We start from the raw sequence: 14,635 nt of genomic DNA on the forward strand, positions 1-14,635 counted from the left end.
GGTCTTTCCAAGGCCTCAGGCGATCACCGTGCGGCGGCGCCAGCTATAGCCCTCGCCCTTTTCGGCGTGGCGGGCCGTCGGCTGGTAGTGCTCGGCGATGCCCGGCAGCCGGCCCTCCTCGAGCCGCTTCAGCGCCGTGGCGTTCTTCACCGAAAAGCTGTCTATGCCACAGCGCAGCATCAGCGGCACCTGGTCGATCAGCACGTCGCCGACCGCCCGCAGCTCGTTCCTGTAGCCGAGCCGGTCGCGCAGCAGCGAGGCGTGCGAAAAGGCGCGGCCGTCGTTGAAGGCCGGGAAATCCACCGCGACGATCTCGATGCGGTAGAGATAGGGTTCGAGCTTGCGCACGTCGTCCCCTGGCCGGATCAGCACGCCTAGGCCGACATCGTTGCTTTCCTCGGCGCGCGCGATCATCTCGTCGAGCGGCAGCAGCGCCTTCTGGTCTTCGGTCGCCTTCACCTCTTCGGTCTCGATCACCCAGGGGTCGTTCTCGACGAAGCCGGTTTCTCTCCAGATTCTTGGCTCCTGGGTCATCACGCCGCCTCCGCCTTGGCGTCGCCATAGAGCGCGTCCTTGAAAGGCTGCGGCCCGACGCGGCGATAGGCTTCGAGGAAGGTCTCTTCCTTTGCGAGGCGAAGGCCGAGATAGGTATCGACGATGGTTTCCACCGCGTCGGTCACCTTGTTCGGCTCGAAGCCGCGGCCGATGATCTCGCCGATCGAGGTGTTCTCGTCGCCGGAACCGCCGAGCGTGATCTGGTAGAGCTCGGCGCCCTTCTTCTCGACGCCCAAGAGGCCGATATGGCCGACATGGTGATGGCCGCAGGCATTGATGCAGCCGGAGATTTTTATCTTGAGCTCGCCGATCTCGGCCTGGCGTTCCGGCGAACCGAAGCGGGTGGAGATTTCCTGCGACAGCGGGATGGAACGGGCATTCGCCAGCGCGCAATAGTCCAGCCCGGGACAGGCAATGATATCGGTGATCAGCCCGGCATTGGCGGTCGCGAGGTTCTGCGCCACCAGCGCGCGATAAAGCGGCTCAAGGTCGGCCAGCGCCACATGCGGCAGGATGACGTTCTGCTCGTGGCTGATGCGGATCTCATCGAAGGCAAATTCCTGTGCCAGGTCGGCGATCAGGTCCATCTGCACGTCGGACGCATCGCCCGGAATGCCGCCGATGGGCTTCAGCGAAATGGTCACCATGCCATAATCGGGGTGTTTGTGCGGCTTGACGTTCTGATCGACCCAGCGGGCAAAGTTCTCGTCGGTCTTTTTCCAGCCGGCGAGCTGCGGCCAGCCTTCCGCACGGTCCGGCAAAGCCGGCGGCGCGAAATAGCTGGCGATCGCCTGGATGTCGGTCTCCGGCAGCTTCAGTTCTGTGCCCTGGAGGTGGGAGAATTCCTCCTCCACCTGGCGGGCCAGCTCCTCGGCGCCGGTCTCATGAACGAGGATCTTGATGCGCGCCTTGTACTTGTTGTCGCGGCGGCCATGCAGATTGTAAACGCGCATGATCGCGGTCGTGTAGGAAAGCAGGTCTTCCTCGGGCAGGAAATCCTTGATCTTCTTGGCGATCATCGGGGTGCGCCCCTGCCCGCCGCCGACATAGACGGCGAAACCGATCTGGCCTTCCTCGTTCTTCTTCAGATGCAGGCCGATGTCATGCACCTGGATCGCGGCGCGGTCGCGCTCGGCGCCGGTAACGGCGATCTTGAATTTTCTGGGCAGGAAGGAGAATTCCGGGTGGACCGAAGACCACTGGCGCAGGATTTCGGCGTAAGGCCGCGGATCGGCGACCTCGTCGGCGGCAGCACCGGCGAAATGGTCGGCGGTGACGTTGCGGATGCAGTTGCCCGAGGTCTGCAACGCGTGCATCTCGACGCTCGCAAGCTCGGCCAGGATATCCGGCGTGTCGGACAGTTTCGGCCAGTTGTACTGGATGTTCTGGCGGGTGGTGAAATGGCCGTAGCCGCGGTCGTATTTGCGGGCGATATGGGCGAGCATCCGCATCTGCTTGGAATTCAACGTCCCATAGGGGATCGCGACGCGCAGCATGTAGGCGTGCAGCTGAAGGTAGACGCCGTTCATCAGGCGCAGCGGCTTGAAGGCATCCTCGGCCAGTTCACCGGCGAGGCGGCGGCCGACCTGATCGCGGAACTGCTCCACGCGGCTCGAAACAAAAGCGTGGTCGAATTCGTCGTAACGGTACATGACTTCCTCAAACTGCGATGAAGGCCGGATCGGCGGGGCGATAGCCGGCAGCATATTCCATGGTCGGGCCCTGGGCACGGATCCGTTCGCGAAGACGCAGCGGCCAGAGCTTTCCGCCTTGTTCCTGCACTTCGACGACGGTGACGTCAACGACCAGGTTTTCCGCGAAGTCGCGCTTGCCGATCGCTTCCAGCGAGGCGACGGCCTCGGCATGGCGCGCGACGATGGCGTCCTGCAGGTTTTCCACCCACTGGCCGTTCGCATCGAGCCAGACGGCAATTCCGTCGGAAAGGCGGTTGGCGGTCAGAACCTTGTCGGTCATCTTGTCTGTTCCATTCCCTCGCGAACCGGAATCTTACCATGGGAAAGCGGTTCGGACTTTTCGAAATTCGCACCGGCGACGGCTTCGCCGATGATCACCATGACCGGGCCGGAAAGATCGTCGCGCGCTTCCAGGTCCGGCAGCTCGCGCAGAACGCCGTGGAAGAGCCGGCGGTCGGCGCGGCTGGCATTCTCGATCACGGCGACCGTGGTTTCCGGGGCAAGGCCGGCGCCCATCAGGCGTTCGGCGACGGAGGCTGCGACCGTGCGGCCCATATAGACGGCGATCGTCGCGCCGGAGATGGCAAGGCTCGCCCAGTCGGGCAGAACGTCGCCGGTCAGGTCATGGCCGGTGGTGAAGATCAGTGATGACGCAACGCCGCGCAACGTCAGCGGCAGCTCGAAATCGGCGGCTGCGGCAAAGGCGGAGCTGATGCCCGGTACGATCTCGTAAGTGACGCCGGCGTCGCGCAGTGCCGCCATTTCCTCGCCGGCGCGGCCATAGACCAGCGGATCGCCGGACTTCAGGCGCACGACGCGCTTGCCTTCGCGACCGAGCCTGACCAGCAGCCTGTTGATCTCACCTTGAGACTTCGAATGGCAGTTCTTGCGCTTGCCGACCGACAGGCGCTCGGCATCGCGGCGACCCATGTCGACGATCGCCTGCGGCACCAGCGCGTCATAAACGATCGCGTCGGCCTCCATCAGCACGCGCTGGGCCCGCAGCGTCAAAAGGTCCTCGGCACCCGGGCCGGCGCCGACCAGCCAGACATGGCCCGCGGCGCGACCAGTGGTCGACAAGAGCGCATTGGCCGAGCGGCGGGCGGCGGGGATGTCGTTGGCATCGACGGCGCTCGCGACATCGGCGGAGAAGAAGCGGCGCCAGAAGATGCGGCGCGACACGCCGCGTGGCACCAGGCGTTCGGCGGCATCGCGATATTCGGCGGCGAGGCGCGCCAGAAGCCCGAGCGACGGCGACAGCATCTGGTCGATGCGGGCTCGGATCATCTGGGCGAGCACCGGGCCGGCACCTTCCGTGCCGATAGCGATCGCCACCGGCGCACGGTTGACGAGGGCCGGCGTGTAAAAATCGCAGAAATCCGGCTGATCGACGGCATTGGCGGGCACTTTTTCGGCGCGGGCGGCAGTGACAATCGCACGGTCCATGGCGGCATCGCCGGTTGCAGCGAACACCATCACCGCACCCCTGATCTGATCCGAGACCTGATCCGGCGAGAACTCCGAATGAACGGTCTTGATGCCCCGGGCGATCAGCCAGTCGGCATAGTCCTTATCCGGCGCCGAAGCATAGGCAACGATGTCCGCGTCGGTGTTGCGCAACAGCCGGGCCTTGGCATAGGCTTCGTCACCATTGCCAAATACGACAACGCTCCGTCCGCTGACGCGGAAGAAGGCCGGAAAGACCGACAGGCGTTGTTGGCTTGGAGACATGCGGTTATCCTGAATCATACATCTGCAATATCCACAATAAGGCGGCGGAATTGAAGGAATGGATATGCGAAGTGGATTGCGAGCCGGTATTTCTGTTTTACGATCAACCGGTTCTTGAGCAAAAGCCACCGCAAACGATATTTCTCCAGTATTTCTGTAGACTAAGGTGTTTTTTGCCCCGATCCTCTCGTTCCACGCCATAAACTGCCTAGACACCTCGCAATAAAGAGCTCTCATGACAATCGCCGCACGCCTTCTCGACGTCATCGAAAACGACATCCTTCCCCTCACGGAACAGGGCGTCGCCACCGGCAACAAGGTTTTCGGCGCGGCGATCCTGAAAAAATCCGATCTGTCGCTGGTGATTGCCGAGACCAATAACGAGCTTGAAAATCCGCTCTGGCACGGCGAGGTGCACACGCTGAAGCGCTTTTACGAAACCACGCGAGATCTTCCCACCAAGGATCTGATTTTCCTCTCGACTCATGAACCGTGCACCATGTGCATGTCGGCGATCACCTGGGCCGGGTTCGACAATTTCTATTATTTTTTCAGCCACGAGGATTCGCGCGACGCCTTCGCCATTCCGCATGACCTGAAGATCCTCAAAGAAGTGTTCGGGCTGGAGCCCGGCGGCTACCGGCGCAACAACGCCTTCTGGCATTCCTATGCGATCGGCGATCTGGTCGAGAGCGAAGACGAGCCGTTCCGCACCGGTCTCAAGACCCAGACGACCCGTATCAAGGCGCGTTATGACGGGCTTTCCGGCGTCTACCAGTCCGGCAAGGACAAGAACAGCATTCCGCTCGCCTGACATCCAGCATTAGAGGACCAAGAAGATGGAAGCATCGAAGGATATTTCGCGGCTGATCGAGATCATGGCGGCGCTGCGAACGCCGGTCACCGGCTGCCCCTGGGACCTCGAGCAGAACTTCGCGACCATCAAGCCCTATACGATCGAGGAAGCCTATGAGGTGGGCGATGCGATCGAGCGCAACGACATGGACGATCTCTGCGAGGAACTGGGCGACCTGCTGCTGCAGGTCGTCTTTCACGCTCGCATGGCGGAAGAAGCCGGGGAATTCACCTTTGGCGACGTGGTGCAGGCGATCACCAAAAAGATGATCCGCCGGCACCCGCATGTGTTTGCCGTTTCAGATGCCGCGACGCCGGAAGCGGTCAAGGTGCAGTGGGACGACATCAAGACGGAAGAAAAGCGCGAGCGGGCCGAACGGCGGGCACGGCGGAGCATTACGGAAGATTCCAAGGCCGGCTACCTGGGCAGCGTCCACCGCAGCCAGCCGGCCCTGACCGAGGCACTGAAGCTGCAGCAGCGGGCGGCCAAGGTCGGCTTCGACTGGTCGGAGGCCGAGCCCATCCTCGACAAGATCGAGGAAGAGGTCGGCGAACTGCGCGAGGCGCTGCGCGACGGAAACCACGGCAAGATCTCGGACGAACTCGGCGACCTGATCTTCGCGCTGGTCAATATCGGCCGGCATGTGAAGGCCGATCCGGAAGAGGCGCTGCGCGGCACCAATACGAAATTCAGGCGGCGATTCAATTACATCGAGACGTCGCTTGAAAAGTCGAGTCAGACGCTGGAAGAGGCAACCCTGGAGCGTATGGAAGAGCTCTGGCAGGCGGCAAAGGCGATAGAGCGGGAGATCGGCTGAAGGGCCGTTCAGATCGGCCAAGCCGTCAGGACGTGGCCGCCTCCTGATCCGGCCATGGAGTGACTGCGGCCACGATCGAGGGCGATGGGAGTTCTATACCGTTCGGCCGACGGTGACGGATTTCGGTTTCGCCAGGCGGTTCTGGAGGAAACTGTTCAGGGCTCTTCTTGAGGGCTTCTCCACGAGGTAGAAGCTCGCCAGCGCGGTCGCCACGGCGGCCAGAAGCAACACAGGGGTCGGCGCAACACCTTCGCGGTAGAGCTTGTAGAAGGGTTGCTGCCACAGATAGAGCGAGAAGGACCACAGGCCCGCATAGGTGAGCACCTTGGCGGACAGGATCTTTCGGAAGACCGGTGCTGCGCTGTCGATCGTGGTGATCGAGACGGCGAGCATGGTGGTCGACAGACCGAAGGAGAGGACCTGAGATGGGGCGCCCTTCGCTACGACGGCAATCAGCAGGGCCAGCGGAGATACCCACCAGGGGGCCTGGCGCTTGCGAAGCAACAGCCACAGGCCGCCGGCAATGAATATGCCCGCAACAGAGACGTCGCTGCGCCAATGGGTATAGAGAACACTCGCGCCGAGTTCGGTGCGAACGATGCCGTTCAGCATTGCCGCGGCACCAAGCGCGATGATGACAGCCCCGACCGGAAACAGTCTGCGCCGGGACAGGAATGCGACGCCTGCCAGAAGGATATAGGCATGCTCCTCGACGCATAGCGACCAGAGGTGATCAAGCAACGCCACCGGATGGGTATAGATCATAGCGTAGTTGAGTGTGAACGTCAGGGCCAGCAATGCTGCGACAGGCCCGTGCGAAATCTGGGTGCTCTGGAAGGCAAGGGTCGTGATGACGACGAACGCGAAGAGGGCTGGATAGATTCGCGAGAAACGCCGGAAAAAGAAGGTCGGCAGTTCCGCCCGCCTGACGAACAGAATTTCCGACATCAGCCGGCCGGACAGAACAAAGAACAGGTCTACGCCGAATGTACTGAACCCCGGCTTGAAGTCATCGAGCCAGAAATGGCCGACGATCACGAAGATGACCGCAATGCCTCGCCATCCGTCGAGATAGTCCAGGTGTTTTCCGGTCTCTTCGTGCGGCCGACTCTGTATCATACGCCACCCTCGTTGCCGGCCGGTGAATGATATTGCGGGAATCGTGGCCGTCCTCGTCGGCTCATGTTGCACCGCAAAAAACAGGCAACATCATGGCGCGGCATCCGGCGCCAGGTCGCGTAACCGGGCTCGCTACCGTTCCCAGTCTTCCTTGGAAGCTTTCGGGCCATTGCCGAGCTTGCGCTCGAATTCGGCTGCCTCGGCTTCGGACATGCGGACATCCAGAGTGACGGAACCGTCCTCATTGTCCTCACGGCCATCGACAACAGCGTTGCTGTAGACCCAGGAGACGATGGCGAGCTGATCCGCCGGGATGACGATCGAGGTTTCGGTGAGCACGCCGGAGAGGCGCCTGGAGATCTCGTCCATCAGGGGTTCGACGCCCTCGCCCGTCATCGCCGAGACGGCCATGACGTTGTCGCGGCCGACGGCCCGTTCGGCGATCGCCTCATGGGCTTCCGGGTCAAGCCGGTCGATCTTGTTCCAGACCTCGATGATGCGCCTGGCTGCTTCCTTCTCGTCGATGCCGAGATCGGCGAGGATGCGCATCACATCGCCAGCCTGGGCGGCATTGTCCGGGTCGGACATGTCGCGCACATGCAGGACGAGATCGGCTTCCAGCACCTCTTCCAGCGTGGCGCGGAAGGCGGCGACCAGATGGGTAGGCAGATCGGAGATGAAGCCGACCGTATCGGAGAGGATCACCGTGCGGCCATGCGGCAGCTTCATGCGGCGCAGCGTCGGGTCGAGCGTCGCAAACAGCATGTCCTCGGCCAGCACGCCGGCGCCGGTGATGCGGTTGAACAGCGTCGACTTGCCGGCATTGGTATAACCGACCAGCGCCACGATCGGATGCGGCACCTTGCGGCGCTTGGCGCGGTGAAGCTGGCGGGTGCGCACCACCTGTTCGAGCTCGCGCTCGAGCTTGACGATGCGTTCCTGCAGCAGCCGCCGGTCGGCTTCGATCTGGGTTTCGCCGGGGCCGCCCATGAAGCCCGCGCCACCGCGCTGGCGTTCAAGGTGGGTCCAGCTGCGGACCAGGCGGCCCTTCTGGTAATTCAGATGCGCCAGGTCGACCTGCAGCGTACCCTCCTTGGTGGAGGCGCGGCGGCCGAAGATTTCGAGAATGAGACCGGTCCGGTCGATGACCTTGGCCTGCCATTCCTTTTCGAGATTGCGCTGCTGCACGGGCGTCAGCGGATGGTCGACGATGACGAGGCCGGCATCGTGCTCGTCGAGCAGCGCCTTGATTTCCTCTATCTTGCCGCTGCCCATCAGCGTTCCCGGGCGCGGCTGGCTGATCGGTACGATCAGCCCCTGCACGATCTCCAGGTCAATTGCCTTGGCGAGGCCGATCGCCTCTTCGAGTCGGGCTTCGTTGGAGCGCTGCGGCGCGGGTGCCTGACTTGAGTCGCCCTGCCCCGCCTTCGATCTCGACTGCTTGAGGACCGGCACGATGACGAGCGCGCGCATATCGTCCCGGTGCTTTTCAGACTCCGGGACCATGGATTCGTTGGAAGTATCGCGATTTGAAATCTGTTCTGTCCTGTTAGGCCGCATTCTCTTCAGTTTCGAACATCTGCATGGGCTGGCCCGGCATGATGGTCGAGATCGCGTGCTTATACACGAGCTGAGAGTGGCCGTCACGGCGAAGCAGGACGCAGAAGTTGTCGAAAGAGGTCACGACACCCGTCAGCTTGACCCCGTTGATCAAGAAAATCGTCAGGGAAATCTTCTGCTTGCGAACGGTATTAAGAAATAAATCCTGCAGGTTCTGAGAACGTTCCGCCATAGCGCCGCTTCTTTCTTTTTTGCCGGCCGATGCCGGGATCATGATCAAGCTTGATAAAAGACGACCGGAAAGCGCCCCGTGCTTTCCCTTCCCCGATGTTTGACTATCAAATCGCCGTCTTTTCCGCAACGTCGAAAAAGGCGTCGCGAATACTTGACGACACGGTGCCCGGATGGCCGTTGGCGACCGGCTTGTTGTCGATTTCGACGATGGGCACGCAGATTCCGGTGGCGGAGGTGAAAAACACTTCGCGGGCCGCCAGCATCTCTTCCGTCCTGAACTCGCGCTCGACGACCATGAGGCCGAGCTTTTTGGCGACATCGAGGAGCGTCGTGCGGGTGATTCCCTTGAGGATGCCGTGCTCGGCCGGGCGGGTGACCAGTTCGCCGTCCCGGGTGACGATCCAGACGTTCGAAGAGGCGCCTTCCATCACGATGCCGTTGCGGTCGATGAAGATCGCATCCTGGGCACCGGCCTCCTTTGCCTGCTGCTTGGCGAGCACGTTCGGCAACAGGCCGACCGTCTTGATGTCGACGCGGTCCCAGCGGTTTTCAGGCAGGGTTATAACCTTGATGCCGCTCGCATATTTCTTGGCGGCGACCGAGGGATCGGTGCTCTTTGCGGTGATGGTGATGGTCGGCGGCGTGCCCTCGGTCGGGAAGTAGTGGTCGCGGCGGGCGGCACCGCGGGTGACCTGCAGATAGAAGATGCCATTCTTCACCCGGTTGCGGCGGAGAACTTCGCGGATGACGAAGGTGAGCGCCGCGCGGCCCATCGGCGGGGCCATTCTCAGTTCGCTCAGCGACCGGTCGAGGCGGTTGAGGTGGCGGGTCAGATCGACGATCATGCCGTGGCGCACTTCGCAGACCTCGTAGACGCCGTCCGCGAACTGGAAACCGCGATCCTCCACATGCACCGCGGCTTCGGAATGGCGAACATATTGTCCGTTCACATAGGCAATTCTCGACATCGATATCCCCTGCTCTTTTCGGAAATGCTGGTCAGAAATACTGGATGGAAACGCGGAACAGCTGCTCCACATGGCGCACGGCTTCGGCGGTGGCAAAGAGCACCACCCGGTCGCGCGCCTTGATCCTGGTATCGCCATTCGGGCGGATGACGGCCTCGCCGCGGTAGATCGCGCCAACCCGGATGCCGTCCGGAAGGCCAAGTTCGCGGAACGGCCGGCCGACCAGCGGCGAGGTTTCCAGCGCCTCCGCCTCGATAATCTCGGCAGCGCCGTTCTGCACCGCATAGACGGAACGGATGCGGCCCTTGCGGACATGCTGCAGCACGCGCGAGATCGTCACCGCACGCGGGTTGATCTGCGCATCGATACCGAGCGCGTCGGTGACCTGATGGAACGAGGTGGAGTTGATCAGCACGAGGTTCGACTTGCAGCCGAGCGATTTCGCCATGACCGCGCCGAGGATGTTGATCTGGTCGCTGTTGGTGAGGGTTATGATCAGGTCGGTATCCTGGATATCGGCCTGGGTGAGGATATGCTGGTCGAGCGCCGAACCGTGCAGCACGATCGTATTGCGCAGCTGCTCGGAAACGACCAGCGCCCGCTCGCGGTCGCTCTCGATGATCTTCAGCCGCGTCCTCGGCTGGTGTTCCTCGATGGTTCGGGCGACGTAATATCCGATATTGCCGCCGCCGGCGATGATGATGCGGCGCGCCTCCTGCTCCTCGTGGCCGAACAGGCCGAGCGTGCGGCGGATATGTTCGCGCTGGCAGATGACGTAGGCGAGATCGCCCACGACGAGTTCGTTGGCGGAACGGGCGACGCTCAGGACGCCATTGCGGACGATGCCGACCACGGTCGCCATCAGGTCGGGAAACAGTTCAGAGAGCTGATGCAGGGGCGTGGCGACCACCGGGCAGTCCTCCATGCACTCGATCGCCACCATGGCGATGTGATCGTCGGCGAACTTGACGACATCGGTAGCGCCGGGGAAGGAGATGCGCCGCAGCACCATCTTGCCGACCTCTATCTCCGGCGAGATCGTCACGTCGATCGACATGTTCTGGCGGCTGAAGAGATCGGCATATTCCGGCTTCAGATAGTTCTGGGCGCGGATACGGGCGATCTTGGTGGGCACCGAGAAAAGCGCCTGCGCGACTTCGCAGGCGACGATGTTGACCTCGTCGTAGAGCGTCACCGCGATGATCATGTCCGCGTCTTCGGCGCCCGCCTTTTCAAGCACGTCCGGATGGGCGCCGTGGCCGACGTAACCCTTGACGTCGAGGGTCTCGGTGATCGCAGCGATCAACGTCGCCGAGGTATCGATGACGGAGACGTCATTGTCCTCCTGGGCGAGCCGTTCAGCGATGCCGTAGCCCACCTGTCCCGCGCCGCAGATGATCACCTTCATAGGCTACACACCGAGCGACTTGAGCTTGCGATGCAGAGCCGAACGTTCCATGCCGACGAATTCCGCCGTGCGGGAAATGTTGCCTCCGAAACGGTTGATCTGGGCGATCAGGTAGTCGCGCTCGAACATTTCGCGGGCTTCGCGCAGCGGCAGCGTCATGATGTGGTAGTCGCCCTTGGCGGAAACCTTGGGCAGCATGTCGCCGAGATCGGTCGGCAACATGTCGGCGGATATCGGCGAATCCGGACCGTCGGAACGGGCAAGGATCATCAGCCGTTCGATATTGTTGCGCAGCTGGCGGATATTGCCCGGCCAGTCATGGGCCTGGAGGACGGCCATGGCGTCCTCGCCGATCTTGCGGGGACGGATGCCGGCCTGCTCGGAAATCTGGCGCATGAACATGTCGACCAGGAAAGGAATGTCCTCGCGGCGTTCGGCGAGCGCCGGCACCTTGACCGGCACGACGGCCAGCCGGTGATAGAGATCCTCGCGGAAGGAACCGTCGGCGATCAGGCTTTCGAGATTGTAGGCGGTCGACGAGATGATGCGGACATCGACCTTGACGCGCTTGGAGCCGCCGACACGTTCGAACTGCTGGTCCACCAGTACGCGCAAGATCTTGTTCTGGGTCTCGCGCGGCATTTCGCCGACTTCGTCGAGATAAAGGATGCCGCGATGGGCCTCTTCCAGGGCGCCGATCTTGCGCGCCTGGCCGGGAGCGCCTTCGGTACCGAAAAGTGCCATCTCCATGCGATCAGGCGTGATCGTCGCAGCGTTCAGCGCCACGAAGGGGCCGGCGACGCGCGACGAGCGCTTGTGGATCATCCGAGCCACCAGTTCCTTGCCGGAACCGGAAGGGCCGAGGATCATCACGCGGCTGTTGGTCGGCGCGACCTTCTCGATGGTCTGGCGGAGCTGCGAGACGGCAACCGACGTGCCGACCAGCTCGGCGGCGTCGCCCGTGCGCTTCTTGAGCTCGTTCACCTCGCGCTTCAGCTTGGAGTTTTCGAGTGCCCGCTCGGCGATCAGGATCAGCCGGTCGGCCTTGAAAGGCTTTTCGATGAAGTCGAAGGCGCCGCGCTTGATCGCCGACACCGCCGTCTCGACATTGCCGTGGCCGGAGATCATCACGACGGGCAGATCGGGGTGCCGGCTCTTGACCTCGTCGAGCAGCGCCAGGCCGTCGAGCCTGGAGCCCTGCATCCAGATATCCAGGAAAACCAGCCGCGGCACGCGATCGGATATCGCTGCCAGCGCGCTGTCGCTGTCGTGAGCCGTGCGGGTTTCATGACCCTCATCGGACAAAATACCTGAAACGATATCGCGGATATCCGCCTCGTCATCTACGACCAGAATATCAGACGCCATAAGCCAATTCCTTGTTATTATCCGTTCCCGGCACCGCCACCTGCGCCAGATGCGGCAGCAGCACCCTGATCATGGCGCCCTTGCCATGATCGAAATCGGCGGGAGCATCGTGCAGTTCGAGCTGCCCGCCGTGTTCTTCGATGATCTTCTTGACGATGGCGAGCCCCAGGCCCGTGCCCTTGTCGCGCATGGTCATGTAGGGCTCGAGGATGCGGTGCCGGTTTTCGGTCGGCAGGCCGCTGCCGTTGTCGATGATGTCGACCACATAGGTGTCGCGCTCCGCGTCGTAGACCGAGCGGACCTTGACCTTGCGGCCGTCGCGCTCCTGATCGCTCGGCACCGCCTCGATCGCCTCGACGGCGTTCTTGATCAGGTTGCCGAAGGCCTGGCCGAGCATGCGCGCATCGAACATGCCCTTCAGCGGCTCGTCGCCAAGCTCGCGGATGAAATCCACATGGGTGGTGCCCATCTCGCGCAGGAAGATCGCGTCGCGCAGGATATCGCGCAGGTCGGCCTCTTCCTTGGCGGGTTTCGGCATGCGGGCAAAGGAGGAGAATTCGTCGACCATGCGGCCGATATCGCCGACCTGGCGCACGATCGTATCGGTGCACTGGTCGAAGACGGCGCGGTCGTCCTCGGCGATCTGCTTGCCGTAGCGACGCTTGAGGCGTTCGGCCGAAAGCTGGATCGGGGTGAGCGGGTTCTTGATCTCGTGGGCGATGCGGCGGGCGACGTCCGCCCAGGCGGTCGAGCGCTGGGCGATGACGAGATCGGTGATATCGTCGAGCGTCACCACATAGGAATCGTGCGCGGCGCGCTGTTCCTCGCGGGTGACCTGGACCGACAGCGTCCGCTCCTTGCCGCCGCGGATCAGGTTCACCTGCTTGCGGAACTCGCCGCGCGCTCTGGTGCGCGCCTCGGTGAGGACATGGTCGATCTCCGGCGCGACGTCCTCAAGCTTCTCGCCCATCAGCTGTTCGGCGGGAACGCCGAGGAAATGCTCCGCCGACGGATTGACGATGGTGATGCGGCGGTCTTCCTCGACCCCGATGACGGCGGCGGTGACGCCCGATAGCACGGCCTCGATGAACCGGCGGCGGTCGTCCACTTCATCCTTGGCCTCAAGGATCTCGTCGCGCTGGCTGCGGATTTCCGAAATCATCTTGTTGAAAGTGCGCGACAGGCTGCCGACGTCGCCATCGGCGGCGCGCACCGGCACGACGACATTGAGATTGCCGGTCGCCACGCTGTCGGCGGCGCTGATCAGCAGCCGGATCGGCCGGACGATGCGGTCGGCGACCGCGATCGCCGTCCAGATCGCCGCGAGCAGCACGATCAGCGCGAAACCGAGATAGAGCACCGCAAAGGCGATCTGCAACGACGTGCGGCCGGCTTCCATCGCCTGGTATTCGGCGGCGTTCTCCTCCATCAGCCGCATCGCCGAGATGACTTTCGGATCGACTGCGCGGATCGTATAGAGATAGGAGCCCGGAATGGCGTCGAGCTTGATGACAGCGCCGACGAGGTTGGTGACGCCTGGCGGGATCAGCGTCGGCTGGCCGGCCGCCGCCGTCTTCAGCGCATCCTCCGGGATCGCCGGCAGCGGCTTTTCCGTCTTGATGTCGGCCTGGGCGATCGCCTGACCGTCTTCTCGCACCAGGAAGGCTCCGAGCATTCCGCGACCCCGCGCCTGGCGGGTCATCAGGTCCACGAACCCCGTCCGGTCGAGATAGAACATCGGCCGGTTGCGCTCGAGGTCGTTCGACATCGACACGGTCTGGCCCTGAAGATAGCTGGCATTCTCGAGCATATAGGCACGGGCGACGTCCTGGGACGACTGCACGATCGACTGCGTCCGCAGCGAGAACCAGCGGTCAAGGCCGACATTGAGCGTGAGGCTCGCGAAGATCGCCACCAGGACCGCCGGCGTGATCGCCACGATCGAGAACAGCACGACGATGCGGACATGCAGGCGGGCGGCGGCACGACCGCGGTTGCGGGCCTTGATCAGCCGGAGGATCTCGCGGCCGATCAGATACATCAGGCCGAGGATGAACAGCGAATTGAGCGCCGCCGAGGCGATCACCACATTGGTAGTCGGCGCGATCGGCGTCAGGCCGAGCAGGATGAACAGCGTCACCGACGCGCAGATCAAAGCTCCGCCGGCGAGCAGAAGGCCGGGAAGCGCGAACGATGCGCGCCGATCCTGCACTGACACCGCTGGCTCGTCTTCGGCCATCGGCGCTGTTACGCCTTCCGTCATCGAATCCACTCCGATCCCCAAAACCCTCGCGGGAGACCGATCCAACCCGGTCAGACCGGGCG

Annotated in this window: 13 protein-coding genes; 2 read left to right on the forward strand and 11 right to left on the reverse strand. The window is 62.8% G+C overall.

Annotated elements, in window-relative coordinates:
• Positions 1–15 precede the first annotated feature (15 nt).
• Genes J2857_RS09255 through cysG form a run of 4 tightly spaced genes read right to left on the reverse strand, consistent with a single transcriptional unit; the run spans position 16 to position 3,980 of the window.
• Positions 16–534 (reverse strand): DUF934 domain-containing protein, encoded by a 519-nt coding sequence (locus J2857_RS09255; RefSeq protein WP_210009796.1) that lies wholly within the window; start codon positions 532–534, stop codon positions 16–18.
• The gene (locus J2857_RS09260; RefSeq protein ID WP_210009797.1) at positions 534–2,207 is read right to left on the reverse strand and encodes a nitrite/sulfite reductase; all 1,674 of its coding nucleotides are present in this window, start codon (positions 2,205–2,207) and stop codon (positions 534–536) included. Before J2857_RS09260 ends, J2857_RS09255 begins: the two co-directional genes overlap by 1 nt.
• Positions 2,208–2,214: 7 nt before the next feature.
• Positions 2,215–2,529 carry a DUF2849 domain-containing protein gene (locus tag J2857_RS09265; RefSeq protein ID WP_210009798.1) on the reverse strand — a complete coding sequence of 105 codons (315 nt, stop codon included), beginning with the start codon at positions 2,527–2,529 and terminating at the stop codon, positions 2,215–2,217.
• Complete coding sequence (gene cysG / locus J2857_RS09270; RefSeq protein WP_210009799.1) at positions 2,526–3,980, reverse strand: siroheme synthase CysG; 1,455 nt, start codon at positions 3,978–3,980, stop codon at positions 2,526–2,528. Before cysG ends, J2857_RS09265 begins: the two co-directional genes overlap by 4 nt.
• 235 nt (positions 3,981–4,215) lie before the next feature.
• Between cysG and J2857_RS09275 the strand changes: the two genes are divergently transcribed.
• Both J2857_RS09275 and mazG read left to right on the forward strand, forming a co-directional pair.
• A complete protein-coding gene (locus J2857_RS09275) occupies positions 4,216–4,794 on the forward strand; it encodes a deaminase (protein ID WP_210009800.1) in 579 nt (192 codons plus the stop codon).
• Between the two features lie 25 nt (positions 4,795–4,819).
• Positions 4,820–5,653: a nucleoside triphosphate pyrophosphohydrolase gene (gene mazG / locus J2857_RS09280; protein WP_210009801.1), complete on the forward strand. Its 834-nt coding sequence runs from the start codon at positions 4,820–4,822 to the stop codon at positions 5,651–5,653.
• A gap of 93 nt (positions 5,654–5,746) precedes the next feature.
• Here the strand turns inward: mazG and J2857_RS09285 are convergent, their stop codons facing one another.
• The 7 genes from J2857_RS09285 to J2857_RS09315 form a co-directional block, all read right to left on the reverse strand.
• Positions 5,747–6,772: an acyltransferase family protein gene (locus tag J2857_RS09285; protein ID WP_210009802.1), complete on the reverse strand. Its 1,026-nt coding sequence runs from the start codon at positions 6,770–6,772 to the stop codon at positions 5,747–5,749.
• A gap of 132 nt (positions 6,773–6,904) precedes the next feature.
• Positions 6,905–8,278, reverse strand: a complete 1,374-nt coding sequence (hflX, locus tag J2857_RS09290; RefSeq protein WP_210009803.1) for a GTPase HflX — start codon at positions 8,276–8,278, stop codon at positions 6,905–6,907.
• Positions 8,279–8,321: 43 nt separating this feature from the next.
• The gene (hfq, locus tag J2857_RS09295; protein ID WP_007757453.1) at positions 8,322–8,564 is read right to left on the reverse strand and encodes an RNA chaperone Hfq; all 243 of its coding nucleotides are present in this window, start codon (positions 8,562–8,564) and stop codon (positions 8,322–8,324) included.
• Between the two features lie 106 nt (positions 8,565–8,670).
• Entirely contained in the window at positions 8,671–9,534 is an 864-nt protein-coding gene (locus J2857_RS09300; RefSeq protein ID WP_210009804.1) for a D-amino-acid transaminase, read from the reverse strand.
• A gap of 31 nt (positions 9,535–9,565) precedes the next feature.
• Positions 9,566–10,942: a Trk system potassium transporter TrkA gene (gene trkA, locus J2857_RS09305; RefSeq protein ID WP_210009805.1), complete on the reverse strand. Its 1,377-nt coding sequence runs from the start codon at positions 10,940–10,942 to the stop codon at positions 9,566–9,568.
• Between the two features lie 3 nt (positions 10,943–10,945).
• Positions 10,946–12,310: a sigma-54-dependent transcriptional regulator gene (locus J2857_RS09310; protein WP_210009806.1), complete on the reverse strand. Its 1,365-nt coding sequence runs from the start codon at positions 12,308–12,310 to the stop codon at positions 10,946–10,948.
• Complete coding sequence (locus tag J2857_RS09315) at positions 12,300–14,573, reverse strand: sensor histidine kinase NtrY-like (RefSeq protein ID WP_210009807.1); 2,274 nt, start codon at positions 14,571–14,573, stop codon at positions 12,300–12,302. Before J2857_RS09315 ends, J2857_RS09310 begins: the two co-directional genes overlap by 11 nt.
• Between the last annotated feature and the right edge of the window lie 62 nt (positions 14,574–14,635).

The organism is Neorhizobium galegae (assembly GCF_017877055.1).
GTDB classification, from domain to species: Bacteria; Pseudomonadota; Alphaproteobacteria; order Rhizobiales; family Rhizobiaceae; genus Neorhizobium; species Neorhizobium galegae_D.

Excerpts from the sequence above, each read along its gene's own strand:
- J2857_RS09255 (WP_210009796.1), bottom strand. The coding sequence starts at position 534 with ATGACCCAGGAGCCAAGAATCTGGAGAGAAACCGGCTTCGTCGAGAAC.
- J2857_RS09260 (WP_210009797.1), bottom strand. The coding sequence starts at position 2,207 with ATGTACCGTTACGACGAATTCGACCACGCTTTTGTTTCGAGCCGCGTG.
- J2857_RS09265 (WP_210009798.1), bottom strand. The coding sequence starts at position 2,529 with ATGACCGACAAGGTTCTGACCGCCAACCGCCTTTCCGACGGAATTGCC.
- cysG (WP_210009799.1), bottom strand. The coding sequence starts at position 3,980 with ATGTCTCCAAGCCAACAACGCCTGTCGGTCTTTCCGGCCTTCTTCCGC.
- J2857_RS09275 (WP_210009800.1), top strand. The coding sequence starts at position 4,216 with ATGACAATCGCCGCACGCCTTCTCGACGTCATCGAAAACGACATCCTT.
- mazG (WP_210009801.1), top strand. The coding sequence starts at position 4,820 with ATGGAAGCATCGAAGGATATTTCGCGGCTGATCGAGATCATGGCGGCG.
- J2857_RS09285 (WP_210009802.1), bottom strand. The coding sequence starts at position 6,772 with ATGATACAGAGTCGGCCGCACGAAGAGACCGGAAAACACCTGGACTAT.
- hflX (WP_210009803.1), bottom strand. The coding sequence starts at position 8,278 with ATGGTCCCGGAGTCTGAAAAGCACCGGGACGATATGCGCGCGCTCGTC.
- hfq (WP_007757453.1), bottom strand. The coding sequence starts at position 8,564 with ATGGCGGAACGTTCTCAGAACCTGCAGGATTTATTTCTTAATACCGTT.
- J2857_RS09300 (WP_210009804.1), bottom strand. The coding sequence starts at position 9,534 with ATGTCGAGAATTGCCTATGTGAACGGACAATATGTTCGCCATTCCGAA.
- trkA (WP_210009805.1), bottom strand. The coding sequence starts at position 10,942 with ATGAAGGTGATCATCTGCGGCGCGGGACAGGTGGGCTACGGCATCGCT.
- J2857_RS09310 (WP_210009806.1), bottom strand. The coding sequence starts at position 12,310 with ATGGCGTCTGATATTCTGGTCGTAGATGACGAGGCGGATATCCGCGAT.
- J2857_RS09315 (WP_210009807.1), bottom strand. The coding sequence starts at position 14,573 with ATGACGGAAGGCGTAACAGCGCCGATGGCCGAAGACGAGCCAGCGGTG.